The organism is Massilia aquatica (genome assembly GCF_011682045.1).
In the GTDB taxonomy this organism is placed as follows: domain Bacteria; phylum Pseudomonadota; class Gammaproteobacteria; order Burkholderiales; family Burkholderiaceae_D; genus Telluria_A; species Telluria_A aquatica.
Genome location: NZ_VVIW01000029.1, coordinates 62,700 through 87,919, shown reverse-complemented (window position 1 = coordinate 87,919; position 25,220 = coordinate 62,700). Strand labels below are relative to the sequence as shown.

Annotated in this window: 26 protein-coding genes; 22 read left to right on the top strand and 4 right to left on the bottom strand. The window is 61.6% G+C overall.

Going from position 1 to position 25,220, the window contains the following annotated elements:
• The first annotated feature begins 119 nt into the window (after positions 1 to 119).
• From F1609_RS29760 to F1609_RS29750, 3 genes are all read left to right on the top strand, one after another.
• Positions 120 to 947 carry a chitinase gene (locus F1609_RS29760; protein ID WP_167080831.1) on the top strand — a complete coding sequence of 276 codons (828 nt, stop codon included), beginning with the start codon at positions 120 to 122 and terminating at the stop codon, positions 945 to 947.
• A 501-nt stretch (positions 948 to 1,448) separates the two neighbouring features.
• On the top strand, positions 1,449 to 2,096 hold the full coding sequence (locus tag F1609_RS29755; protein WP_167080829.1) for a hypothetical protein: 648 nt from the start codon (positions 1,449 to 1,451) through the stop codon (positions 2,094 to 2,096).
• A gap of 12 nt (positions 2,097 to 2,108) precedes the next feature.
• Entirely contained in the window at positions 2,109 to 2,633 is a 525-nt protein-coding gene (locus F1609_RS29750) for a hypothetical protein (protein ID WP_167080827.1), read from the top strand.
• 64 nt (positions 2,634 to 2,697) lie between these two features.
• On the opposite strand, the gene F1609_RS29745 is transcribed toward F1609_RS29750, so the two are convergent.
• The 4 genes from F1609_RS29745 to map all read right to left on the bottom strand — a co-directional run bounded on the left by F1609_RS29745 (position 2,698) and on the right by map (position 7,320).
• Entirely contained in the window at positions 2,698 to 2,889 is a 192-nt protein-coding gene (locus F1609_RS29745) for an RICIN domain-containing protein (RefSeq protein ID WP_370661686.1), read from the bottom strand.
• Positions 2,890 to 3,097: 208 nt separating this feature from the next.
• A complete protein-coding gene (locus tag F1609_RS29740; protein WP_167080823.1) occupies positions 3,098 to 3,844 on the bottom strand; it encodes a pseudouridine synthase in 747 nt (248 codons plus the stop codon).
• A gap of 52 nt (positions 3,845 to 3,896) precedes the next feature.
• Positions 3,897 to 6,479 carry a [protein-PII] uridylyltransferase gene (locus F1609_RS29735; RefSeq protein ID WP_167080821.1) on the bottom strand — a complete coding sequence of 861 codons (2,583 nt, stop codon included), beginning with the start codon at positions 6,477 to 6,479 and terminating at the stop codon, positions 3,897 to 3,899.
• A 13-nt stretch (positions 6,480 to 6,492) separates the two neighbouring features.
• The gene (gene map, locus F1609_RS29730) at positions 6,493 to 7,320 is read right to left on the bottom strand and encodes a type I methionyl aminopeptidase (protein ID WP_167080820.1); all 828 of its coding nucleotides are present in this window, start codon (positions 7,318 to 7,320) and stop codon (positions 6,493 to 6,495) included.
• Positions 7,321 to 7,734: 414 nt separating this feature from the next.
• Here map and rpsB point away from each other — a divergent pair, with 414 nt between their 5' ends.
• The 19 genes from rpsB (at position 7,735) to F1609_RS29635 (ending at position 25,139) form a co-directional block, all read left to right on the top strand.
• The gene (rpsB, locus tag F1609_RS29725) at positions 7,735 to 8,484 is read left to right on the top strand and encodes a 30S ribosomal protein S2 (protein ID WP_166879227.1); all 750 of its coding nucleotides are present in this window, start codon (positions 7,735 to 7,737) and stop codon (positions 8,482 to 8,484) included.
• Positions 8,485 to 8,584: 100 nt separating this feature from the next.
• On the top strand, positions 8,585 to 9,493 hold the full coding sequence (gene tsf / locus F1609_RS29720; RefSeq protein WP_167080819.1) for a translation elongation factor Ts: 909 nt from the start codon (positions 8,585 to 8,587) through the stop codon (positions 9,491 to 9,493).
• Between the two features lie 102 nt (positions 9,494 to 9,595).
• Positions 9,596 to 10,312: a UMP kinase gene (gene pyrH, locus F1609_RS29715; RefSeq protein WP_054262915.1), complete on the top strand. Its 717-nt coding sequence runs from the start codon at positions 9,596 to 9,598 to the stop codon at positions 10,310 to 10,312.
• Positions 10,313 to 10,339: 27 nt separating this feature from the next.
• Positions 10,340 to 10,900, top strand: coding sequence for a ribosome recycling factor (gene frr / locus F1609_RS29710; RefSeq protein ID WP_166879124.1), 561 nt, complete (start codon positions 10,340 to 10,342; stop codon positions 10,898 to 10,900).
• A gap of 101 nt (positions 10,901 to 11,001) precedes the next feature.
• Positions 11,002 to 11,754, top strand: coding sequence for a polyprenyl diphosphate synthase (uppS, locus tag F1609_RS29705; protein WP_166879122.1), 753 nt, complete (start codon positions 11,002 to 11,004; stop codon positions 11,752 to 11,754).
• Entirely contained in the window at positions 11,754 to 12,587 is an 834-nt protein-coding gene (locus F1609_RS29700; protein WP_167080818.1) for a phosphatidate cytidylyltransferase, read from the top strand. Before uppS ends, F1609_RS29700 begins: the two co-directional genes overlap by 1 nt.
• 34 nt (positions 12,588 to 12,621) lie before the next feature.
• Complete coding sequence (gene ispC, locus F1609_RS29695; RefSeq protein ID WP_167080817.1) at positions 12,622 to 13,803, top strand: 1-deoxy-D-xylulose-5-phosphate reductoisomerase; 1,182 nt, start codon at positions 12,622 to 12,624, stop codon at positions 13,801 to 13,803.
• A complete protein-coding gene (rseP, locus tag F1609_RS29690) occupies positions 13,800 to 15,194 on the top strand; it encodes an RIP metalloprotease RseP (protein WP_167080816.1) in 1,395 nt (464 codons plus the stop codon). The genes ispC and rseP overlap by 4 nt, the downstream gene beginning before the upstream one ends.
• 16 nt (positions 15,195 to 15,210) lie before the next feature.
• Entirely contained in the window at positions 15,211 to 17,544 is a 2,334-nt protein-coding gene (gene bamA, locus F1609_RS29685) for an outer membrane protein assembly factor BamA (RefSeq protein WP_167080815.1), read from the top strand.
• A gap of 40 nt (positions 17,545 to 17,584) precedes the next feature.
• Positions 17,585 to 18,100 carry an OmpH/Skp family outer membrane protein gene (locus F1609_RS29680; RefSeq protein WP_167080813.1) on the top strand — a complete coding sequence of 172 codons (516 nt, stop codon included), beginning with the start codon at positions 17,585 to 17,587 and terminating at the stop codon, positions 18,098 to 18,100.
• Positions 18,101 to 18,132: 32 nt separating this feature from the next.
• Positions 18,133 to 19,182 (top strand): UDP-3-O-(3-hydroxymyristoyl)glucosamine N-acyltransferase, encoded by a 1,050-nt coding sequence (gene lpxD / locus F1609_RS29675; protein ID WP_167080812.1) that lies wholly within the window; start codon positions 18,133 to 18,135, stop codon positions 19,180 to 19,182.
• A 7-nt stretch (positions 19,183 to 19,189) separates the two neighbouring features.
• The gene (fabZ, locus tag F1609_RS29670) at positions 19,190 to 19,690 is read left to right on the top strand and encodes a 3-hydroxyacyl-ACP dehydratase FabZ (protein ID WP_054262906.1); all 501 of its coding nucleotides are present in this window, start codon (positions 19,190 to 19,192) and stop codon (positions 19,688 to 19,690) included.
• Entirely contained in the window at positions 19,691 to 20,479 is a 789-nt protein-coding gene (lpxA, locus tag F1609_RS29665; RefSeq protein ID WP_167080811.1) for an acyl-ACP--UDP-N-acetylglucosamine O-acyltransferase, read from the top strand. It begins immediately after the preceding gene.
• 64 nt (positions 20,480 to 20,543) lie between these two features.
• Positions 20,544 to 21,656 carry a lipid-A-disaccharide synthase gene (gene lpxB, locus F1609_RS29660; protein WP_187363175.1) on the top strand — a complete coding sequence of 371 codons (1,113 nt, stop codon included), beginning with the start codon at positions 20,544 to 20,546 and terminating at the stop codon, positions 21,654 to 21,656.
• Positions 21,653 to 22,339, top strand: coding sequence for a ribonuclease HII (rnhB, locus tag F1609_RS29655; protein ID WP_167080809.1), 687 nt, complete (start codon positions 21,653 to 21,655; stop codon positions 22,337 to 22,339). The genes lpxB and rnhB overlap by 4 nt, the downstream gene beginning before the upstream one ends.
• Entirely contained in the window at positions 22,336 to 23,124 is a 789-nt protein-coding gene (locus tag F1609_RS29650) for a TrmH family RNA methyltransferase (RefSeq protein ID WP_167080808.1), read from the top strand. Before rnhB ends, F1609_RS29650 begins: the two co-directional genes overlap by 4 nt.
• A 28-nt stretch (positions 23,125 to 23,152) precedes the next feature.
• The gene (locus F1609_RS29645; protein WP_167080807.1) at positions 23,153 to 23,476 is read left to right on the top strand and encodes a hypothetical protein; all 324 of its coding nucleotides are present in this window, start codon (positions 23,153 to 23,155) and stop codon (positions 23,474 to 23,476) included.
• A gap of 143 nt (positions 23,477 to 23,619) precedes the next feature.
• Entirely contained in the window at positions 23,620 to 24,819 is a 1,200-nt protein-coding gene (locus F1609_RS29640; RefSeq protein WP_167080806.1) for an EAL domain-containing response regulator, read from the top strand.
• Between the two features lie 110 nt (positions 24,820 to 24,929).
• A complete protein-coding gene (locus F1609_RS29635; RefSeq protein WP_167080805.1) occupies positions 24,930 to 25,139 on the top strand; it encodes a hypothetical protein in 210 nt (69 codons plus the stop codon).
• Positions 25,140 to 25,220: the final 81 nt, after the last annotated feature.

Here is a 25,220-nt window from a genome sequence, read left to right as displayed (position 1 = left end):
CACCGACACCGACACCGACACCCACCCCGACACCCACCCCGACACCGACGCCGACGCCGACGCCGACACCCACCCCGCCACCGACCCCAAGCTGTTCATTCCAGACCTGGAGCGCAGGCGTGAACTACAGCCTGGGCAGCGTGGTGAAGTACCCGGCTAACGGCAATTTCTACAAGGTCGTCAATAGCGGCACCAACGGCTCCGACGGTACCGATCCGACCATCAGCACCTGGTATTGGCAGCCAACGACGTGTGGCGGCACGACGCCAACGCCGACGCCGACTCCCGACCCGGCAGGCAGTTTCGCCGGCCTGTCAAAAGCCCAGTTCGAAGCGTGGTTCCCCAGCCGTAGTTCGTTCTACCAATACGCCGACTTCGTCGCTGCGGCAGGTTTCTATCCAAGTTTTGCCAAGTCGGGCAACGCTACCCTGGACAGGCAGGAAGTGGCCGCCTTCTTCGCCAACCTGCAGCACGAGTCGGACAACCTGAAGGCAGTGAGGGAATACAACACCGCCAACTGGCCCTTGTACTGCGACGTCAACTGGGTACGCGTTGCCTGCAAGAGCACCAACGTGGCCGACCAGTACTTCGGCCGCGGCCCGATCCAGATCAGCTGGACCTCGAACTACCGCAGTCTGGGCAACGCCATGGGCCTGGGCGAGCAACTGGTGAACAATCCGGAACTGTTGGCCACCAACGCCACCATCGCCTGGAGAAGTGCGCTCTGGTACTGGATGACCCAGCCGGGCCGCGCCGGCAGGTCGGCGCATGACTCGATGGTGGGCGGCTACGGTTTCGGCCAGACCATCAATGCCATTAACGGCAATCGCGAATGCGCAGGCGGCACCGAGTACCAGGGGCCGGCACAGATGCAGACCCGGGTGAATTACTACACCACCTTCACCCAGAACCTGGGCGTAGCCACCGGTCCCAGTCTGACTTGCTGACAGGCACGGGCTAAAGCGCAGGCCTGAAACGTCAAAGGCGGCATCGATATCCTGATGCCGCCTTTTTCGTCTCCATATCAGGCCGAACGGCCCGGATGATTTCTGGTTGGCCCGCTCCAGGCCCCAGCGTTGCGGCGCCAGTCCATTGCCGGTCCACTGCTCGATCACGGCGCCGTCGAGCAGGCTGCCGTCGCGGTTGTCGAGCATCAGAGCACTGTTGCGGTTGCGTATGCCGATATCGGCCATCCTGGCGCGCCTGACGCTCAACGCCGCGCATGGCGTCGTTTCTCCATATACGCGGAGCGGTGACGCTTGCCCCCTGCGATTGACTAATGAAATAGCCCGCCGTCCAAAGGCATCTGATGCCTGCGTCGTGGCGAATGATTTTTTGCGTAGAATATTGCTGGAATTGCTGCTAAAAGTAGAGTCTGGAGCTACCAGGTAATGATTGCTTAAGCCATAATCAGTTTTTATTGATTTTTCAAGCCTATGCAACCGAGAATGTTGAGCCGTTTGCCTCTTCGAGGTAGCGCATCATTTATTGACATCGACATTCGGGAAGGCACGATGATCGATGCGCAAAATTGGCATGCTGTTGTTCAACCGCATATAAATACTCAGCAACGCATTGACGCCCTTTGGGACTGGCCAGCCCTGTATACCAATTGTATGGTTCTTGAGGCCGGCTTGGGAAGGAAGGTGAGCCTTCAGTGCATTGATATTCCTAACGCGCATGGAGAGTCGGTACCGCTGGCAATGATGTTGTTATCAGTGGGTTACCCTGCGCTGGATGGGAGCTACAATGGTAGTGTCTTTCTTTGGTATCTTGCTGCCGCCCCTGGGGCTGCACTAACAGCGATGGGCGTGCTATACCAAAAACCGATGTTAATTCTTCAGGCACTGATTGATACAGCGATCCAGCTTAGCTCTGAACAGGGGTATGATGGACGGGTAGCCTTGCACGCAGCACAAGCCGGTAAGCATGAACTGTACTGCAAGTACCGTGATGATGCGCGTATGTTGACATTGAGACATAACGCAGTCCTTTCATTGGGACGGCGGATGAAGGGAGGCAACGATGGGCGCTATTTCTGGACAGATCCTAAGTTGGCCCAATCGTTGTCGAACAGCCTGGATTATTTACGATAAGGAGAATAACTGATGGGACGAAAACCCAAGGCCCCTTCAGGGTCGGCGCATCCGAGCTTGGTGGCGGATAAGCAGCCGGGATCTGCGCGGTCCCGGGTTGTCACTCTTGGTCCGGAGACGTCATTTTGGCCTGAACACGCGCGATTAATTGTCCGATGGTCTTTCCCTGCTTGGGATAGGTCTGTCAATTTCCTCGGGCAAGCGGAACGTGTCGACTATGTAAGTGCATCAGGCAAGGCGCCCATTGGGCCGACCACGCCACCATTGCCGTATGAGCTCTCTAAGTTCAAGGCTGAAGAACACGCCGGTTCTGATGCGACGAGGTCGCCGTCGATGGAGATTCTTGATACTCTGGCAATGGAGGCGCGCATGTTGAACATGCGTTTCGGCGCCATGAACCTTGCGTTACATGAACTGGAAGATGCGGTCTACACGGGCGATTTCGCGCGGGAGCACGCGACCAAGCTGTCTGAGTCCTTTAAACCAACGTTTCCATCATGGCCAAAAAACAAGAAGACCGCACCATACGACCTGTAGCAGGCTAAAAATTGTCGTAAATGTCCTACGTTCGCCCGGTCGTGTGCTAGCGCTTCCAACTGTTTCATCGCCAGCGCGTACTTTCTCCAGTTGCGATCTCCTGGTTGGCCCGCTCCAGAAGCCAGCGTTGCGGCCCCGGTCCGTTGCCGGTCCATTGCTGGATCACGGCGCCGTCGAGCAGGCTGCCGTCGCGGTTGTCGAGCATCAGGCCACTGTTGCGGTTGCGCATGCCTCCATACTTGGTCGCCCCCGGCACCGGCAGCCAATGCTAGCGGCGAGCCGGCCCGTCGGGATGACAGGATGTTGTAACATTGGCAGTCTCCATTGATGGACCGCCCCGTGGAGGCGGACGGTCCGGCCATGGTGTGCCACGGCTCGCCAGCAGAGTATGGTCGCCACTTGAGGCGCCGTCTAATCCCAAAGCGGACATCGCAGCGCGCAAAAAAGTGATTGCAGCCAGGGTGTCAGAACTGCTCGTCGGGCCGCAGATAGCGCCATTGCCCGACCGGCAGGTCGCCCAGCTTGACCTTGCCGATGCGCACGCGCTTGAGGCCGATGACTTTCAAGCCCACCATGTCGCACATGCGGCGGATCTGGCGCTTCTTGCCTTCTCGCAGGGTGAAGCTGAGCTGGTCTTCGTTCTGCCAGCGCACCTTGGCCGCCAATAGCGGTTTGCCGTCCATCCACAGGCCGAAGCACAGTTTTTTCAGGTCCGATTCCGGCAGCTTGCCTTCCTTGGTGTACTGCACGCGCACCAGGTATTCCTTCTCGATGGCGGTATCCTGGCCGATCAGGGTCTTGGCCACGCGCCCGTCCTGGGTCAGGATCAGGAGGCCGACCGAGTCGATGTCGAGCCGTCCGGCCGGCACCAGCGAGCGCAGCTGGGTGGGGTGGAAGGTTTCCGGCGACGGGTCCTCGGCCCAGCGGTTCTCGGCCTTGATGAGCGCCACCGCCGGGGTGTAGCCGTCTTCGGCCTGGCCGCTGACATAGCCCATCGGCTTGTTGATCAGCACGGTGACGCGCTTGGATTGCTCGGCCGCGGCCTGGCGCTCGACCGTGATTTTCTGGTGCGGCAGCACTTTGCTGCCCAGTTCGGAGATGACCTGGCCATCGACCCGCACCCAGCCGCGTGCGATCCATTCATCGGCTTCGCGGCGCGAAGAGAGCCCGAGTTCGGACATGCGTTTGGAGAGGCGTACTAATTCAGTCATGGCTTGCTTTGCTAAGGTTACGTAAATGGGTTGCTAAAAAGGTTGTTGACACTTACACGCGCAATGCGTCGAGCAGGTCGGTTTCGAGCTGGATCTGGTTGCGCGCGTTGTTGAGCACGGCGCCGTCGACCAGGAACACGTCTTCCACCCGCTCGCCCAGGGTCATGATCTTGGCCGTATGCAGGTTGATGCGGTAGCGCGTGAGCACGTTGGCGATCGCGTACAACAGTCCGGTGCGGTCGTTGGCGGCGATCGACAGCAGGTAATACTGGCCGCGCTCGTCGGGCCGCAGGTCGACCGTCGGCGTGATCGGAAAGGTGCGCGACAGGCGCGACAGCCGTCCGCGCGTGGGCGCCGGCAAGGGCGCCTGCGAGGTCAGCAGTTCGCAGATCTCGTGCTCGATCAGGTTGATGATGTCGCGGTAGCTCTTGGCGAAGCTCTGCTCGGTCACCATGAAGGTGTCGAGCGCATAGCCGTGCCTTGTCGTGTGGATCTTGGCATCGAGGATGCTGAAATTCTTGCGGTCGAAATAGCTGCAGATGCGCGCGAACAGGTCGGGCTGGTCCTTGACGTAAACCGCCACCTGCAAGCCTTCGCCGATCGGCGCCAGGCGGCATTTGACGACCGGCTTGCCGCTGTTGAACTTGTCCCACAGGCAGCGCGTCTGCCAGGCGATGTCGGAGGCGTCGTGGCGCAAAAAATAGGCGACATCGAGTTGCTTCCAGAAGTCGACATGGGCGATGTCGGGCAAGCCGTACAGGCGCAGGGTGGCCATCGCTTCTTCCTGGCGGTTCTTCAGTTCGCGGTCGGCCGAGTGCGGCTCGCCCCCCAGCACGCGCAAGGTGATGCGGTACAGGTCTTCAAGCAGCTTGGCCTTCCACGCATTCCACACCTTGGGGCTGGTGCCGCGAATGTCGGCCACGGTCAGCAGGTACAGCGCGGTCAGGTGGCGCTCGTCCTTGACCACTTTGGCGAAGGCCTCGACCACGTCCGGGTCCGACAGGTCCTGCTTTTGCGCGACCTGCGACATGGTCAGGTGGTTTTCGACCAGGAACACCACCAGTTCGGTGTCTTCCGAGCCGATCGCGTGTTCTTCGCAGAACTGGGCGGCGTCGACCGTGCCGAGCTTGGAATGGTCGCCGCCGCGGCCCTTGGCGATGTCGTGGAACAAGGCCGCCACATACAGCAGCCACGACTTGCGGAAGTTGGCGATCAGCTGGCTGCAAAACGGGTATTCGTGCGCGTGTTCGGTCATCGTGAAGCGGCGCATGTTACGCACCACCATCAGGATATGCTGGTCGACGGTGTACACATGGAACAGGTCGTGCTGCATCTGGCCCACGATGCGGCGAAAATTCGGCAGGTAGCGCCCCAGGATGCTGGTGTCGTTCATGCGCCGCAGCGCGTGCACCAGGCCCACCGGCGCCTGCAAAATGCGCAGGAACAGGGCGCGGTTGACCGGGTCTTCGCGGAATTTGGCGTCGATCTCGAAGCGGGCATGCCACAGCGCGCGCATGGTGCGCGCCGTCATGCCCTTGAGGTGCGGGCGCTCGGTCATCAGCACGAACACTTCCAGCACCGTCGAGGGCTGTTTCGTAAACGTGTCGTCGTGGGCGATGTCGATCAGGCCGTTGACATCGTTGAAGCGCTCGTTGATCGCCTCGGCCTCGTTGGCTTCGGGGAACAGCTGCGCCTCGATATTTTGCAGCATGATGGTATTGAGCTGGGTGACCGTCTTGGCCGCCCAGTAATAGCGCTGCATCAGGTATTCACTGGCGCGGCGCGCGTTGATGCCTTCGCCGGTGGTTTTCAGGCCGAAGCTCTCCGCGATCGGGGTCTGCACGTCGAACACCAGGCGGTCTTCGCGCCGGTTGGCGTGCAGGTGCAGGCGCACGCGAATATCTTTAAAGGCGCGTTCCTTTTCCATCAGCTGGCGCGCCTCGGTCTGCGTGATCAGGCCGCGCGTGGCCAGCTGGCTCCACGAATTGGCGAGGTTGGCCGCCTTGGCCACCCACAGGATCACTTGCAGGTCGCGCAGGCCGCCCGGACTTTCCTTGACGTTCGGTTCGAGCGAGAAAGCCGTGTCTTCATACTTGGCGTGGCGCAGGCGCATTTCGGCCGCCTTGGCGTGGAAGAAGGCCTTGGGGTCGAGCGCGCCGGCGTAACGCTGCTGCAACTGGTCGAACAGGACCGCGTCGCCGCACACCAGGCGCGCCTCCAGCAGGCTGGTCTGCACGGTGATGTCGGCCTTCGACTCGCTCATGCATTCGTCGATGGTGCGGATGCTCGAGCCGATTTCCAGGCCCAGGTCCCACAGCATCTGCACCAGTTCTTCCAGTTTGGCCTGGGTGATGGCGTCGGCCGCTTCGCCCAGCAGGATCAGCAGGTCGACATCGGAAAACGGGAACAGTTCGCCGCGCCCGTAGCCGCCCACGCCCACCAGCGCGGTGGAGGCGGGCAGGCCGACCGTCTGCCACGCTTCGCTGAGCACCTCGTCGACGCTGTGGCGCAGGCCGCGCAGCAGCTTTTCAGGCTTGCCGTCGGCGCGGAAGGCGGCAATCAGCACTGCCCGCTCCGCCTTGAGCCTTTGCTTGAGGAGGTCGCGGGATTGCTTCTTGAGCGCGGCGGCGGGCATGGCTGTCCTGGCCTTACGCCGCGGCGCTCTGGCTGGCGTCGGTGATGAAGGCCGGCGGCGGCGGCGAGCCGGCCGACAGGGTCAGCACCTCGTAGCCGGTCTCGGTGACCAGGACCGTGTGTTCCCACTGCGCCGACAGGCTGCGGTCCTTGGTCTTGATGGTCCAGCCGTCACCCATTTCCTTGATGTCGCGGCGGCCGGCGTTGATCATCGGCTCGATGGTGAAGATCATGCCCGCTTCCAGGCGCTCCAGGGTGCCCGGACGGCCGTAGTGCAGCACCTGCGGCTCTTCGTGGAAGATCTTGCCGATGCCGTGGCCGCAGAATTCGCGCACCACGCTGTAGCCGTTCTTTTCGGCGTGCTGCTGGATCACGTGGCCGATGTCGCCCAGGTGCGCGCCCGGTTTCACTTGCGCGATGCCGAGCCACATGCATTCGTAGGTGACTTCGGAGAGGCGCTTGGCCAGGATCGATGGTTTGCCGACCAGGAACATGCGGCTGTTGTCGCCGTGGTAGCCGTCCTTGATGACGGTGATGTCGAGGTTGACGACGTCGCCATCCTTGAGCGCCTTGTCACCGGGAATGCCGTGGCAGATCACGTCGTTGACGGAGGTGCAGATGGCTTTCGGGTAGGGCGTGTAGCCGGGCGGGCAGTAGTTCAGCGGCGCCGGGATCGAGCCTTGCACCATGATCATGTATTCATGGCAAAGACGGTCCAGTTCGCCGGTGGTGACGCCGACCTTGATGAAGGGCGTGATGTAGTCGAGCACTTCGGAGCCAAGACGGCCTGCGACGCGCATGCCTTCGATGTCGGCGGGGGATTTGATCGAGATGTTGGACATAAGTTGGCAGTCAGCAATAAAACAGTAAGATTGAGTAACAGCGGGAGGATGTGGCGAAAACCCGTGCAAATATGGCGACCATTATAAGGGATAACCATCGCGTCGTTCCCGACCTTGGCGGGAACCCAAGTCCTTCATTCAGTGGCGGCAATGCGAACCTGGGTTCCCGCCGGCGGGCCGCCCTGGCGCGGGATGTCGTTTCCGGCAATGCCGGAGACAACCGGTGGGTGGCGAATAGGCTGCGCAGTGCTTGAAAAATTCTCAAATTCCGGTTAGAATCTCGGGTTGCTTGAATTCGCTTTCGGGCAATGTTGTTTAAGTAATGCCACAAATCTTGTTAAAATCGCGAATCCGGTCGCAAAGGGTGCCTGTATGGTGACTGACCGGATTCCAGACCCAACCCTGGAGAATTACATGTCCGTAACAATGCGTGAAATGCTGGAAGCCGGTGTCCACTTCGGTCACCAAACCCGTTTTTGGAACCCAAAAATGGCGCCGTTCATTTTCGGCCACCGCAACAAGATCCATATCATCAACTTGGAAAAGACGATGGGTATGTATCAGGAAGCCATGAAAACCATCAAGCAGGTCGCATCGAACCGCGGCACGATCCTGATGGTCGGCACCAAGCGCCAGGCGCGCGAAATCATCGCCGCTGAAGCTGCACGCGCCGGCGTTCCTTTCGTCGACCAGCGCTGGTTGGGCGGCATGCTGACCAACTTCAAAACGATCAAGACCTCGATCAAGCGCCTGAAAGACATGGAAGCGCAAGTTGAAGACGGTTCGGTTGAGAAGCTGTCGAAAAAAGAAGGCCTGATGTTCCAGCGCGAAATGGTCAAGCTGCAAAAAGCCATCGGCGGTATCAAGGACATGGGCGGCGTTCCTGACGCAATCTTCGTCGTCGACGTCGGCTACCACAAAGGCGCGATCACCGAAGCCGGCAAGCTGGGCATCCCTGTTATCGGCATCGTCGATACCAACCACTCGCCAGAAGGCGTGACCCACGTCATTCCAGGCAACGACGATTCGTCCAAAGCGATCATGCTGTACGCCCGCGGTGTTGCCGATGCGATCCTGGAAGGCCGTGCAAACGCCTCCAACGAAATCGTTGAACTGGTTAAATCGGCTGGCGACGAGTTCGTCGAAGTTTCCGAGCAGGCTTAATTGCCCCCAGGCGCCTCTCTGGCGCCACGGAAATCAAAAGGGGTAGCAGCAGCTCCCCCTTTTTTTTAAACAGAATATGTCACAAATTTAGGAGAAACACATGGCAGCGATTACAGCAGCGATGGTAGGCGAACTGCGCGCGAAAACCGACGCACCGATGATGCAATGCAAAAAAGCACTGACCGAAGCCGATGGCGACATGGCGCGTGCGGAAGAAATCCTGCGCGTCAAACTGGGCACCAAAGCCACCAGCAACGCGACCCGCATCACCGCTGAAGGCGTTGTAGCAACCTTCATCGCTGGCAATATCGGCGCCCTGGTTGAAGTCAACAGCGAAACCGACTTCGTCGCCAAGAACGACGACTTCCTGGCACTGGCGAACAACGCCGCGCGCCTGGTTGCCGAAAACAACCCGGCCGACGTCGCTGCCCTGCTGGCCCTGCCACTCGATGGCAAGACCCTGGACGAAGTGCGTATCGCCCTGATCGGCAAGATCGGCGAGAACATGACCATCCGCCGCTTCCAGCGTTTCGAGACCACCAGCAAGCTGGCCTCGTACCTGCACGGCACCCGTATCGGTGTCGTGGTTGACTTCGACGGCGCCGACGAGCAAGTCGGTAAAGACGTGGCCATGCACATCGCTGCCATGAAGCCAGTGTCGCTGTCGTCGGACCAGGTGCCTGCCGAACTGATCGAAAAAGAGCGTTCGGTTGCTGCTCTGAAAGCTCAGGAAGATGCTGACGTCGCCGTTGCCGCAGGCAAGCCGGTACAATCGGCTGAAATCCTGGCCAAGCGCCTGGAAGGCTCGATCCAGAAGTATCTGAAAGAAGTCTCGCTGCTGAACCAATCGTTCGTCAAGAACGACAAGCAGTCGATCGAACAGATGCTGAAAGAAAAGAGCACCAGCGTGAAAGCATTCACGATGTATGTTGTCGGTGAAGGCATCGAGAAAAAGCAGGACGATTTCGCTGCAGAGGTTGCGGCGCAAATGGCTGCCAACAAGCAGTAAGTGTGAAAGCGGGCCGGAAGGCCCGTTTTTTTAATCTGCGTACATGAAAGTGTGCGTATGGAAAGACCGAATACAAACCGTCATTTTTTGGAGCCCACCCCCATGTCGAAACCAGCCTACAAACGCGTACTCCTGAAATTGTCTGGCGAAGCACTGATGGGCGATGATCCTTACGGCATCAACCGCGCCACCATCGAGCGCATGGTCGCCGATGTCGCGGAAGTAGCGAACCTGGGCGTGGAACTGGCCGTCGTCATTGGCGGCGGCAACATCTTCCGTGGTGTCGCTCCCGGCGCCCAGGGCATGGACCGCGCCACCGCCGATTACATGGGCATGCTGGCCACCGTGATGAACGCGCTGGCCCTGGCCGACGCCATGCGCCACGTCGGCATCGTCGCCCGCGTCATGTCGGCGATTGCCATCGAGCAGGTGGTCGAGCCGTACGTGCGCCCGAAAGCGCTGCAATACCTGGAAGAAGGCAAGGTTGTCGTGTTCGCCGCCGGCACCGGCAACCCGTTCTTCACCACCGATACCGCCGCCGCACTGCGCGGTTCGGAAATCAGCGCCGAAATCGTGCTCAAGGCCACCAAGGTCGATGGTGTTTACACCGCCGACCCGAAAAAGGATCCGAACGCGACCCGCTACGAGTCGATAACTTTCGACGAAGCCATTTCCAAGCACCTGCAGGTGATGGATGCGACCGCGTTCGCGCTGTGCCGCGACCAGAAACTGCCGATCAAGGTGTTTTCCATCGTCAAGCCAGGCGCGCTCAAACGCGTGATCATGGGCGAAGACGAAGGTACACTGGTACACGTTTAATATCATTCAGAGCTACAGGAGAGCAGCATGACTATCGCTGACGTCAAGAAAAACGCGCAAGAGCGCATGAACAAGTCGATCGACACCCTTAAAAGCGATCTGGCCAAGGTCCGTACCGGCCGCGCCCACACCGGCATCCTCGATCACGTGATGGTCGATTATTATGGTTCGGCCACCGCGCTGACCCAGATCGCCAACGTGACCCTGATCGACGCCCGCACCATCGGCGTCCAGCCGTGGGAAAAGAAAATGCTGACCACGGTCGAAAAAGCGATCCGCGATGCCGACCTCGGTCTCAATCCATCGTCGCAGGGCGACATGATCCGCGTACCGACCCCGCCACTGACCGAAGAACGCCGCAAGGAAATGGTCAAGCTGGTCAAGGGCGAGGCGGAAGATGCCAAGATCGCGATCCGCAATATCCGCCGCGATGCCAACGAATCGCTCAAGAAACTGGTCAAGGACAAGGCGTGCTCGGAAGATGACGAGCGTCGTGCATCCGAAGAAATCCAGAAACTGACCGACAAGTTTGTCATCGATGTCGATAAACTGGTTGCTGAAAAAGAAAAAGAAGTCCTGACGGTGTAGAGTTAGGGGAGGCCCGCTCAGGGCGCGAAGGCAGGGTCTGCCCACGCGGAGGCGGACCCGGCGTCCGCTTCCCATGCATTTGTTCTAGATAGTCTGGATTTATGATCTATAAAAGTTCGACGACAGCAGTACCCGAAGTGGCCCGCGTGCCGCGTCACGTTGCGATCATCATGGACGGCAACGGCCGCTGGGCCACCAAGCGCTTCCTCCCGCGCGTGGCCGGCCACGTCAAGGGCGTCGAAGCCGTGCGCGGCTGTGTCGAAGCCTGCATTCAGCGCGGCATCGAGTACCTCACCCTGTTCGCCTTTTCGTCCGAAAACTGGCGCCGCCCCGAAGAAGAAGTCTCGCTGCTGATGCGCCTGTTCGTCACCGCGCTCGAACGCGAAGTGGCGAAGATGCACGCAAACAATATTCGTCTGAAAGTCGTGGGCGATCTGTCGCGTTTCGATTCCAAGTTGCAAGACATGATCGCCTCGGCCGAGCGCCGCACCGCCAACAACACGCGCCTGACGGTGACCATCTGCGCCAATTATGGCGGACGCTGGGACATCATGCAGGCCACCAGCAAGATGGTGGCCGCCAATCCCGGCATCACCACCTTTGCCGAAGAGCAGCTGGCCGAGCACCTGGCCATGGCCTACGCGCCCGAGCCGGACCTGTTCATCCGCACCGGCGGGGAAGAGCGCATTTCCAACTTCCTGCTGTGGCAGCTGGCGTATTCCGAGCTGTACTTTACCGATACCTACTGGCCCGATTTTTCGATCGAGTCCCTGGACGCGGCGATCGCGTCCTATCAAAACCGGGAGCGCCGCTTCGGACGCACCGGCGACCAACTGGCTGAAAAGAAAAGCTGATGCTAATTACCCGGATCATCACCGCTGTTGTCTTGCTTGTCGTCCTGCTGGCGGTGCTGTTCGGCGGGTATTACCCCGCCTTCGCCGCGGTGGTGCTGGTGTTCCTCACGGCCGCCATCACCGAGAGCTTTCAATTGTTCAAGTCCTCGCGCAAGCAAGCCTTCCTGGTGGCCCTGTTCTGGAGCGCCGCCTTTGCCTATGCCTTCCTGTACAAGGACAACAGCGCCGTGAAGTTCTGGTTCGGCCTGTCGACCCTGCTGTGGCTGTTCCGTTTCGTGCCCGCCCTGAAAACCGGCTTGCCCCCGCCCGAAGGCGGACGCAACACCATGCTGGCGACCATGTACGCGATTTCCATCGTGGCCTGTTTCGCCGCCATCGTGCTGTTCTTCAAGCATTCGGCCGTGTACTTGCTGTCGGTCATGGCATTGGTCTGGATCGCCGACATCGGGGCCTATTTTTCCGGCAAGGCCTTCGGCAAGCGCAAGCTGGCGCCGACCATTTCCCCAGGTAAATCGTGGGAAGGCGCGATCGGCGGCGGCATCGCCGTGCTGGTCCTGTCCACCCTGCTGATCCAGTTCGCCGGTCCGCTGCTGGCCGATACTTTCCCGGTGCACCTCCAGGCCAAGCTGGGCTGGGGCGGGGCGCTGGCGGTGCTGGTGGTGCTCGTTGCCGCCAGCGTGGTAGGCGACCTGGTCGAATCGCAGCTCAAGCGCCGCGCCGGCGTCAAGGACAGCAGCAACCTGCTGCCGGGCCATGGCGGCGTGCTCGACCGCATCGACGCGCTGGTGCCGGTCATGCCGCTGGCTGCCCTGATCTATACCGGGATGCTTTGAAAAGAAGTCTGATAAAAAGTTTGAAAGTACGCCTATGCAACGCATCACCATTCTAGGCGCGACCGGTTCGATCGGCGTGTCCACCCTGGACGTGCTTGCACGCCATCCTGAAAAATACCAGGTCTACGCCCTCAGCGCGCATGCCAAGGTGGAAGAACTGGCCGAACAGTGCGCGCAGTTCCGCCCGGCGCGCGCCGTGGTCGGCAGCGCCGCCGCCGCCGCCCGCCTGAGTACCTTGCTGCGCGAACGCGGCCTGGCGATCCAGGTCGAACACGGCGAGGCGGCGCTGTGCTCAATCGCGTCGAGCGCCGACGTCGACACGGTCATGGCCGCCATTGTCGGTGCCGCCGGCCTGGCCCCGACCCTGGCCGCAGCCCGGGCCGGCAAGAAAATCCTGCTGGCGAATAAAGAAGCGCTGGTCATGTCGGGCCAGCTGTTCATGGACGCGGTGCACGAGCACGGCGCCACCTTGCTGCCGATCGACAGCGAACACAACGCCATTTTCCAGTCGCTGCCGCACTCCTACGCGCGCAAACCGGCTGCCGCCGGCGTGGCCAAGATCCTGCTGACCGCCTCCGGCGGCCCGTTTCTGAACCGCGCGGTCGAGACCCTGGAGCACGTCACGCCCGACGAAGCCTGCAAGCATCCGAACTGGTCGATGGGGCGCAAGATTTCGGTCGACTCGGCCACCATGATGAACAAGGGCCTGGAAGTGATCGAGGCGCACTGGCTGTTCGGCGCGCCGGCTTCCCTGATCGAAGTGGTGATCCACCCGCAAAGCGTGATCCACTCGATGGTGTCCTACGTGGACGGCTCGGTGATCGCCGAACTGGGCAACCCCGACATGCGCACCCCGATCGCCAACGCGCTCGCATTTCCCGAACGCATCGAGTCCGGCGTAGCCCAGCTCGACCTGACCAGCATCGGCACCTTGCAGTTCCACAAGCCGGATTTTGCGCGCTTTCCCTGCCTGGCGCTGGCCTTCGAATCGCTGGACGCCGGCGGCACTGCGCCGGCCCTGCTCAACGCCGCCAATGAAGTGGCGGTGCAAGCCTTCCTGGAACGGCGCATCGGTTTTCGCGACATCGACCGCGTGATTGCGCGCGTCATGCACGAGAACGAACATCACGCGGCCACCAGCATCGGCGCCGTGATGGACTGCGATGCGCGCGCTCGCGCCGCCGCCCACGCCATCGTCGCCGGCCTGGCCAGATGAACTTTTTCACCACGCCGCTGGCGTTCCTGTGCGCGCTCGGACCGCTGATCATTCTTCACGAACTGGGTCACTACCTGGTGGCGCGCCTGTGCGGCGTGAAAGTGCTGCGCTTTTCGCTCGGCTTCGGCAAGGTGATCTGGTCGCGCCGTTTCGGCGCCGACCAGACCGAGTGGGTCATTTCCATGCTGCCGCTGGGCGGCTACGTGCGCATGCTGGACGACCGCGATCCGGCTACCCGCGCCATGTCGGAAGCCGACCAGGCGCGCGAGTTCACCCGCAAGTCGGTGTGGCAGCGCATCGCCATCGTGGCCGCCGGTCCGGTCGCCAATTTCCTGGTGGCGATTGCGCTGTTCGGCAGCCTGTACATGGTGGGCATGGACGAAATCGGCACCCGCGTGCGCGCCATGGAAGCGAGTACGCCCGCGTACCAGGCCGGCCTGCGCGGGGGCGACCGCATCGTCGCCGTCAACGGCGAAGCGGTGGCCACCTACACCGAATTGCGCTGGGAAACCCTGAAAGCCGTGTTCGACAAGGGCGGGGTGCGGCTCGACGTCGTCCAGCAGGGCGGGGCGCGCTACAGCGCCACCTTGCCGCCGGCTGCGCTGGCCGGCAAGGATGTCGAAGGCGATGTGCTCGGCGAACTCGGCATTGCCGTGTTCCTGAGCCCGGTGACGATCGGCGAGATTCCCGATCCCGCCGGCCCGGCCGCACGCGCCGGCATGCAGCCGGGCGACCGCGTGATCAGCATCGACGGCAAACCGGTGGCCGACGGCGCCGCGCTGATGAAACTGGTCGGCAATGCCTGCGGACGCACCCTGGAATTCGTCATCGACCGGGCCGGGCGCACGCTCACCCTGGCCGTCACCCCGGAACTGAATAAAGCTACTAATCTCTGGCGCATGAATGCCCAGGTCATCTCGCAGCCGGAGATGGTCGAGGTTGCGCTGGGCCCGATTGACGCGATTGCCGCCGGCGCCAGAAGCACCTGGCAACAAGCCATCATGAGCCTGAAAATGATCGGCAAGATGGTGACCGGGCAGATTTCGCTGGCAAACCTGACCGGCGTGGTCACGATCGCCGACTACGCCGGCAAGACCGCGCGCATGGGTCCGGAGGTTTTTTTGAGCTTTATCGCCGTCGTCAGCGTCAGTCTTGGAGTGATGAATCTGTTACCAATTCCGGTTCTGGACGGTGGGCTTTTGCTGTATTATTCGCTGGAAGTTTTGACCGGGCGCCGCCTGCCGGACCGGGTAGTCGAGTTGGCGCAGAGCGCCGGCGTCGTGTTCCTGGTGATGCTGATGGCCCTGGCGCTCTACAATGACGTGAACCGCCTGACCCAACCGGCGCCGACGCCTTCCACGAATACATATGTACGTTGTCCAAACGATTGACCATTGAATAACCCCAATGAAATTAAATTCTGAACGTTTTGCCTTGCCTTTCTTTCGTCGCAGCTTAATCGGCGCAGCCGTCCTGGCGCTGTGCGCCGGACAAGCCCTTGCAGTGAACCCATTCGTGGTCAAGGATATCCGGGTCGAGGGCATCCAGCGTACCGAAGCCGGTACCGTGTTCAGCTACCTGCCGGTGCGCGTCGGCGAAACGTTCAACGACGAAAAGAGCATCGCCGCCATCAAGGCGCTGTATGCAACCGGCTTCTTTAAAGACGTGCGCCTGGAAGAAGAAAAGGGCGTGCTGGTCGTGCTGGTGGAAGAGCGGCCGGCGATTGCCACCGTCGACTTCACCGGCACCAAGGAATTCGAGAAGGACGTGCTGGTCAAGGCGCTCAAGGAAATCGGCGTCGGCGAGACCAAGATTTTCGACAAGGCGTCGGTGGACCGCGCCGAGCAGGAACTCAAGCGCCAGTACCTGTCGCACGGCCTGTACGGCGTCAAGATCACCACCACCGTCACCCCGATCGAACGCAATCGCGTCACCGTCATGTTCAACGTCGACGAAGGCGAGGTCGCGCGCATCAAGCAGATCAGCATCGTCGGCAACAAGACCTTTTCGGACAAGGAACTGCGTGAAGTGCTGCAACTGGGCACCTCCGGCTGGTTCACCTGGTACACCAAGGCCGACCAGTATTCCAAGACCAAGCTGACCGGCGACATCGAGTCGATCAAGTCGTTCTACCTGAACCGCGGCTACCTGGAAGCGAACGTCGAATCGACCCAGGTGTCGATCACGCCCGACAAAAAAGACATCTACCTGACCATCAACATCACCGAAGGCGAGAAGTACACCGTCTCCGGGATCAAGCTCGAAGGCGAAATGTTCGGGCGCGAGGACGAACTCAAGGAACTGGTGCGCCTGCGCGAAGGCCAGACCTATTCGGGCGAACTGCTCACCTTGAGCAACAAGCTCATTTCGGACCGCATGGGCACCTTCGGCTACGCCTTCGCCAACGTCAATGCCAACCCCGAAATCGACCGCGAAAAGCGCCAGGTGGCGTTTACCTTCTTTGTCGATCCGGGCAAGCGCGCCTACGTGCGCCGCATGAATATCGCCGGCAACACCACCACGCGCGACGAAGTCATCCGCCGCGAGTTCCGCCAGTTCGAGGGCTCCTGGTACGACGGCAACAAGATCAAGATGTCGCGCGACCGCGTCGACCGCCTGGGCTACTTCAAGGAAGTGACCATCGACACGCCGGAAGCGCAGGGCACCTCCGACCAGGTCGACGTCAACCTGACCGTGGTCGAAAAGCCGACCGGTAACTTCCTGATCGGCGGCTCGTTCTCGCAGGCGGAAAAATTCACTTTCACGGCGTCGATCCAGCAGGCCAACTTTGCCGGCAGCGGCAACACGGTCGGCATGGAGCTCAACACCAGCGACTACAGCCGCACGATCGCGCTGTCGCACATGAATCCGTACTTCACCGAAGACGGCGTGTCGCAGCAGTTCGAACTGTACCTGCGCACCCTCAATCCTCCGGCGCTGAACCAGGGTACCTACAAGGTCAAGCAGACCGGTGGCCGCGTCAACTACGGCGTGCCGTTCTCCGAAACCGATACCGTCTATTTCGGCATCGGCGTCGAACGCACCACCATCGAAACCGACATCACCAGCCCGACCCGCTACCAGGACTACGTGCGCCAGGTGACCGGCATCGAGAGCGGCATCGGCAGCGCCACCACCAACGCCTTGCCGCTCACCGCCGCCTGGCAGCGCGACAGCCGCGACAGCGCGATCACGCCATCGGCGGGCCGCTACCAGCGCATCAACGTTGAACTCGATCTCGCCGGCGACACCAAATACTACCGCGCCATCTACAACCACGAATGGTTCCGTCCGCTGACCAACAAGATCACCCTGGCGCTGCGCGGTGAGATCAATTACGGCCAGGGCATCAAGGGCAGCCCGTACCCGGTCTTCAAGAACTTCTACGGCGGCGGCATCGGTTCCGTGCGCGGTTACCTGAGCCAGTCGCTCGGCGTGGTCGACCGCAACGGCGACGCCGTCGGCGGCGCCAAGCGCCTGATCGGCAATGCCGAACTGCAGATGCCGTTCCCGGGCAGCGGCACCGACCGCAGCCTGCGCTGGTTCGGCTTTGCCGACGCCGGCCAGGTCTACAGCGAAGACCAGAAAATGCGCCTGAACGAACTGCGCTACTCGGCAGGCCTGGGCGTGAGCTGGATTTCGCCGGTCGGTCCGCTCAAGTTGAGTTATGCTAAGCCTTTGAACGCGAAACCTGGCGATCGCCTGGAACGCTTCCAGTTCCAGATGGGTACCGGTTTCTGATCGCTAGCGCGACCGTTTCCATTTTAGATTGCGGAGAACTATGTTGAACACTGTGACTGCCTCCTGGCCCAAGCATCTTGCCCTGCTGGCTTTGTGCGCGTGCTCGCTGGCCCAGGCGCAAAATGCGCCGAGCAGGATTGGCTACGTTTTCACCGAGCGCCTGATGACCGAGTCCAAGCTGGCCAAGGCCGCCGACGCCAAGATTGAAGCCGAGTTTTCCAAGCGCCAGAAGTCGATCCAGGACACCGTGACGCGCTTCAAGTCGATGGAAGCGAAGTTCGAGACCGACGCGCCGACCTTGCCCGAACTCGAACGCACGCGGCGCGCGCGCGAACTGCTCGACCTCGAAAAAGACGTGCAGCGCACCCAGCGCGAATTCCGTGAAGACCTGATCCAGCGCAAGAGCGAAGAGCGCGCCAACATCGCGCAAAAGGCCTACAAGCTGATCGAACAGATCGCCGAGCAGGAAAAGCTCGATATCGTGCTGCAGGAATCGGCCTGGACCAGCCCGCGCATCGATATCACGGACAAGATCCTGAAACAGCTCGACAAATAACACCAATACAAACTCAAGACAGGACTAAGAAGATGAGCACTCGACTAGGTGAATTGGTCGAACGCTTGGGAGGACAGCTGATTGGCGACCCGAATACCGAGGTATCCGGTGTCGCTTCATTGGCTGACGCAGGCGTTTCGCACATCAGTTATCTGAGCAACAGCAAACTGCGGGCCCAGGCCGCGCAGAGCGGCGCGGCGGCCATGATTGTATCCAGCGCCGACGACGAATTCGTCGGCGCCACTTACGCGGGCGCGCGCATCGTCGTTAAAAACCCGCACGTCTACTTCGCCTACGCCGCCCAGTATTTTGCCTCGCTCGACGCGATCGTGGCGCCGCCCGGCATCGACCCCACTGCCAGCGTGCACCCGAGCGCCACGGTCGATCCGAGCGCGCATATCGGCCCGCAGGTGACCATCGAAGCCGGGGCCGTGATCGGCGCGCACGCCGTCATCGACGCTGGCAGCTTCGTCGGCCGCGAGGCCGTCATCGGCGAAGGCACGCGCCTGTTCGCCAACGCCACCTTCCATGCACGCTGCCAGATTGGCAAGCGCGGCATGATCCATTCGGGCGCCGTGATCGGCACCGACGGATTCGGCTTCGCCAACGAAGGCGGCGTGTACGTCAAGATTCCGCAGACCGGGCGCGTGATGATCGGCGACGATGTCGACATCGGCGCCAACACCACGGTCGACCGCGGCACCATGGCCGATACCGTCATCGAAGACGGCGTCAAGCTCGATAACCTGATCCAGATCGGCCATAACTGCCACATCGGCGCGCACACCGCGATGGCCGGCTGCGTCGGCGTGGCCGGCAGCGCCACCATCGGCAAGTACTGCACTTTTGGGGGCGCGGCCATGGTCTCGGGCCACATCACCATCGTCGACAAGGTGTACGTCACCGCCGGCAGCCTGGTGGCCAACTCGATCAAGGAAGCGGGCCAGTACACCGGCTTTTACCCGATCGCCAAGAACAGCGACTGGGAAAAGAACGCGGTCCTGCTGCGCAACCTGACGTCGATGCGCGAAAAAATCCGCGCGCTCGAAAAAGCCGTCAAGGCACTCACAGAACAAAAATAGACAACATATGACCATTACCGACAACAAAGGCGTACCCGGCAAGACCCTCGACATCTGCCAGATCAAGGAATACCTCCCGCACCGCTATCCGATGCTGCTGGTGGACCGCGTGCTGGACTGGGAAGCGCACAAGTCGATCAGCGCGATCAAGAACGTCACCGCCAACGAAGAATTCTTCAACGGCCACTTCCCGCACAAGCCGGTCATGCCGGGCGTGTTGATGATCGAAGCGATGGCGCAGACCGCGGCGATTTTGTCGTTCATGTCGATCGGCGTGAAACCGGACGCCAATTCGGTGGTCTATTTTGTCGGCATCGACAACGCGCGCTTCAAGCGTCCGGTCGGTCCCGGCGACCAGCTGCGCATGGATATCGAGATCATCCGCTGCTCGCGCGGCATCTGGAAGTACAAGGCGGTCGGCAGCGTGGACGGCGCCATCGCGCTTGAAGCGGAACTGATGTGCACCATCCGCAGCGCGAGCGACGCGAGCCAGCCGATGGGGAACTAAATGGCCACGATCCATCCCAGCGCCATCGTCGACCCGCGCGCGCAGCTAGACAGTAGCGTCGAAGTGGGCGCCTTTTCGATCATCGGCCCGCACGTGTCGATCGACGCCGGCACGGTGGTTGGCCCGCACGTGGTCATCGAAGGCCACACCACGATCGGCAAGGACAACAAGTTCTTCCAGTTCTCGTCGATCGGCGCACCGCCGCAAGACAAGAAGTGGGACGGCGAGCCGACCCGCCTCGAAGTGGGTGACCGCAACACGGTGCGCGAATTCTGCACCTTCAATACCGGCACGGTGCAGGATGAAGGTGTTACGCGCCTCGGTCACGATAACTGGATCTCGGCCTACTGCCACCTGGCGCACGACTGCCAGGTCGGCAGCAACACGATTTTCTCGAACAACGCCCAGCTGGCCGGGCACGTGGAAGTGGGCGACTGGGCGATCCTGTCGGGCTTCGCCGGCGTGCACCAGTTCTGCAAGATCGGCGCGCATGCCTTTATCGGCATGTACACCAGCCTCACGCAAGACGTGCCGCCGTTCGTGCTGGTGTCGGGTAATCCGGCCAGCGCCCACGGCGTCAACATCGAAGGCATGAAACGGCGCGGCTTCACGCGGCCGCAGATCGATGGCGTACGCGCGGCCTACAAGCTCATTTACCGCTCCGGCATGACGCTCGAACAAGCCAAGGCGGCCCTGGTCGACCAGCAGCACGAGTCGCCCGACGCCGCGCTTGATATCGGCGCCATGCTGACCTTCCTGGGGACTGCGTCCCGTGGCATTGTCCGCTGATTCAGTCCGGGGTGCTTCGGCCGGGGTTTCTGTTGCCTTGGTAGCGGGCGAGGTCTCCGGCGACATGCTCGCCGCGCGCCTGCTGGCCGGCCTGCGCCCGCACCTTCCCGAGGCGCGCTTCCACGGCATTGGCGGCCCGCGCATGATGGAGCAAGGCTTCGTGTCGGACATCGAGATGGACCGCCTGACCGTGCGCGGCCTGTTCGAAATCATTCCCCGCTACCGCGAGATCAAGGGCATCCAGAATACCCTGCGCGACCGCCTGCTGGCCGAGCGCCCGGACGTGTTCATCGGCGCCGATTACCCGGGCTTCAACCTCGGGCTGGAACAGCAGCTGAAAGATGCCGGGATTCCGACCGTGCACTTCGTCAGTCCGCAGATCTGGGCCTGGCGCGGTGGGCGCATCAAGAAGATCATCAAGGCCGTCTCGCACATGCTGGTGATCTTCCCGTTCGAGGAAGAGATCTACCGCAAGGCCGGCGTGCCGTGCACCTACATCGGCCATCCGCTGGCCGAAGTCATTCCCATGGAGCCGGACGTGGCGGCCGCGCGCACGGCGCTTGGCATGCCGCTTGACGCGCGCGTGATCGCGCTCATGCCGGGCAGCCGCATGGGCGAACTCAAATACCTGGCCGAGCCGTTTGTCGGCGCAATCAAGCTGCTGGCCGCGCGCGACCCGGACCTGCGTTTTGTGGCGCCCATGGCGGGCCAGCGCCAGCGCCAGTATTTCATGGAATTGATCGCCAAAGCCGGCTTGCAGTCGGTGCGCATCGACCTGCTGGACGGCCGCTCGCACGAAGCGATTGCCGCCGCCGACGCGGTGTTGGTGGCGTCCGGCACGGCAGCGCTGGAAGTGGCACTCTTCAAAAAGCCGATGGTCATTGCCTACAAGGTCATGCGCGCCTCCTACGAGATCATGCGCCACATGGGCTACCAGCCGTGGATCGGCCTGCCGAACATCCTGGCGCGTGAATTCCTGGTGCCGGAAATCCTGCAACATGACGTGACGCCGCAAAAGCTGGCCGACGCCATGTGGGAACAACTTAACAACGCGGCCAACCGCAAGCTGCTGGTGCAGCGCTTTATCGAGATGCACCACAGCCTGTTGCGCAACAGCGCGCAGGAAAGCGCGGCGGCCGTCATGCGCGTGATCGCGGCATCGAAAAAGTCATCATGAGAACCAAAAAAGTCAATTTTTACCCGGGGCTGAAAAAAAACGCCTATCCGTTCACGCCCGACGATATCGTGTGCGGCGTGGACGAAGCAGGGCGCGGCCCGCTGGCCGGCCCGGTGTTCGCCGCCGCCGTGATCCTGCATCCGGACCGCCCCATCGAGGGCCTGCGCGACTCCAAGAAGCTCACTGCCGAGAAGCGCGAGGCGCTGGCGCCGCAGATCAAGCAATACGCGCTGGCCTGGGCGATTGCCGAATGCTCGCACGAGGAAATCGACAGCATCAATATTTTGCAGGCGACCATGCTGGCCATGCGGCGCGCGGTGGAAGCCTTGTCCACCATGCCGACCATTGCCCTCATCGACGGCAACCGCAGCCCGGTGATGCAGGTGCGCTGCCATCCGATCATCGAAGGCGACGACAAGGTGCACGCCATTTCGGCCGCCTCGATCCTGGCCAAGACCGCGCGCGACGCCGCGCTGGTGTCGCTGCATGAACTGTATCCGCAGTACGGCTTCGACCAGCACAAGGGCTACGGCACCGCGCTGCATTTGGCGCGCCTGCGCGAGCACGGGGCCTGCCCGGTGCACCGGCGCTCGTTCGCGCCCGTGCGCGCGACCTTGCCTGTAGCGGTGGCCAACACCATTGTCGGCATGGACATGTCGTTTGATTTTGGCGAGGCCGCATGAAAACCATCACCTCGCGCGATAACCCGCTCTATAAAGACCTGAAACACCTCGCCGGCAGCTCGCAGGCGCGGCGCAAGGCCGGCCAGACCCTGCTCGACGGCGTGCACCTGTGCCAGTCGTACCTGGCGCTGCGCGGCGCGCCGCTGCACTGCATCGTTTCCGAAGGCGCGCTGGCCAACCCGGAAGTGGCCGACATCGTCATGCAGTGCGAAACAGCGCGCGCGCATGTCACCGCCATGCCGGACGCGCTGTACAACGCCCTGAGCCAGGTCGAACACGGCGTCGGCCTGATGTTCCTGATCGCCACCCCGGTGCTCGATGCGCCGGGCGTGCTGACCGCCTCGGCGGTCCTGCTGGACAACCTGCAGGACCCCGGCAACGTCGGTTCGATCTTGCGCAGCGCGGCGGCGGCCGGTATCACCCAGGTCTATTGCAGCAGCGGCACAGCCTTTTGCTGGTCGCCCAAGGTGCTGCGCGCGGCCATGGGCGCGCACTTCGTGGTCGATATCCACGAAAACGTCGACCTGGCCGAGCTGGTGAAGGCCTCGGCCATTCCGGTGCTGGCCACCAGCGGCTATGCCGAGCAGCGCCTGTACGACGTCGACCTGGCGCGCCCGGTGGCCTGGCTGCTCGGGCACGAAGGGCAGGGCGTAGCGCACGACCTGCTGGCACTGGCGACCCATCAAGTGGTCATCCCGCACCTGGGCCAGATAGAGTCGCTCAACGTGGCCGCCTGCGCGGCGGTCTGTTTCTTTGAACAGTTACGGCAGATTCAAGCGGCGTGAAGCTCGTCCGCTTGCTGGAAGTTGTCAGATGAATAGCGAATTCAAGCGCGAAGTCATGGAGTGCATGGAGACGTTTGCGCACACCGTGCGCATGACGCGTCTGTTCGAGGACGCGGAGTTGGAGAGGCTCAAACGTCTGCTATCCGAGCTGGCCGACATGTTGCGGCATGAAACCGTGATCGATAAAGACTTGGCCGCGTACTTATATGACCTGCCTCAGATTGTGCGCAATATGTCGCTCAGTTATGACGGTCCCCCCACGGAACGCCCAGAACAGTTTGACCGTCTCGAGGATGCCTGGCTCGAGCTGGATGCGCTGGTGAGCGAATGCCTGAACACGCCTGCAGCATGAGAAAACGCCTTAACGTGTGCGGCTGTCTGTTTTTTTGAACAGTCGAGGTAGATTCCATCAAAGTAAGGCGAAACAGTTTCTTGACAGCATAGACGCGGCTGCTCTCCGGGGGTAATGTCAATACTCGGACCTCAGGAGATATGATGGACATCGCCCCTTTGCACTTTCTGGTCGCCGACGGCGACGCCGCGCAGCGCCAGACCCTGATCGACATGCTCGGCCGCCTGGGCGCGACCCGCATCAGCGTGGCGGCCGATGGCGAGGCTGCGCTGCGCCAGATCGAAGCGCCGGCCGGACCGCCGATCGACATCGCCGTGATCGACCTGGCCCTGTCCGGACGCGACGGCCTGGAACTGATCCGCGACATCACCGTGCTCAATGCCGGCACGCGCGCCATCATCACCGGCGGTTGCCACGCCAGCCTGCTGTTTTCGGTCGAAAGCCTGGCGCTTGCGTATGGACTCGACCTGCTCGGCACCATTCCCAAACCGCTCACCAGTGGCCATCTGGAAGCAGTACTGTCGCACTACACGCCGCCGGCTGCCCCGGCGCAGGAGCGGCGCGCGCTACCGCGTTTCAGCTTTGCGCAAGTGGGCGTGGGGCTGCAGGCGCGCCAGTTCGAACCATTTTTCCAGCCCAAGATCGAACTGGCCAGCGGCGAGGTGAAAGGGCTGGAAGTGTTCGCGCGCTGGATCCACCCCGAGTACGGGGTGCTGGGGCCGGCCGCCTTTATCGACGCGCTGGAACAGAACCACTGCATCGATTTTCTCGACTGGACCATGATCGAAAGCGCGGCCGAACATTGCCGCGCCTTTCAGGACAAGGGACTGCCCGCCGCGATCTCGCTCAACCTGTCGGCCGAAACAATCGGCCACCCTGATTTTTTGCGCCAGATTGGCGTGTGCGCAGGCCGCCACGGCGTGGCGCCGGCGCTGCTCACGTTCGAACTGCCCGAATCGGCGGTGCTGACCAACGACCCGAGCTTTCTGGAACGCCTGCTGCGGCTTCGCATGATGGGTTACGGACTGGCGGTGGACGACTACGGCACCGGGCGCTCGAACGTGCAGCAACTGGCGCGTGTGCCGTTTTCGGAGTTGAAGATCGATCGCAGTTTCGTCGACGGCGCCTCGCGCAAACGCTCGCTGGCGACCGTGCTCAGTTCCTGCCTGGGACTGGCGCGCAGCCTTGACCGCAAGTCCTGCGCGGTGGGCGTGGAGACGCGCCAGGACTGGGACTTTTTGCAGGGGCTGGGCTGCACGTATGCGCAGGGCCACCACATCGCCCGGCCGATGGAAGCGGAGCGCTTTCCGGAGTGGCTGGCGGACTGGCGGCAGTTTTTCTGACGCCGTCAATTGCGTAGGGGGCGGCGTGGCTTAAGCGTGAGGTTTTGCCGACGCTGCCCGGTTTGCGTTAAACTATTTCGCACCGACGTTCTTGTGATAGGAGGTCTGCCATGGCAACAATGAAGGATTCAAGCGACGATCCGCCTACTAAAGCTGTGGCCGTGCCTGCGCCAGCTGTAGCGGAAGAGTCGATCGAAGTTCGACGTGCCCGCCGTATGGCTGCGCTGAAGAAAGTTGCAGGAATCTGGGCCGAGCGGGAGGATATTCCGGCTGATGGTTTGGACTATCAAAGAGCACTAAGATCCGAATGGCGGGCTTAGTTCGTTTCTAAAATCAACGTAATTCCTGCTGGCGATACGCCACTCCCGCTACGTGCAGGAGCGGCTACCCTGAAGCAAGCA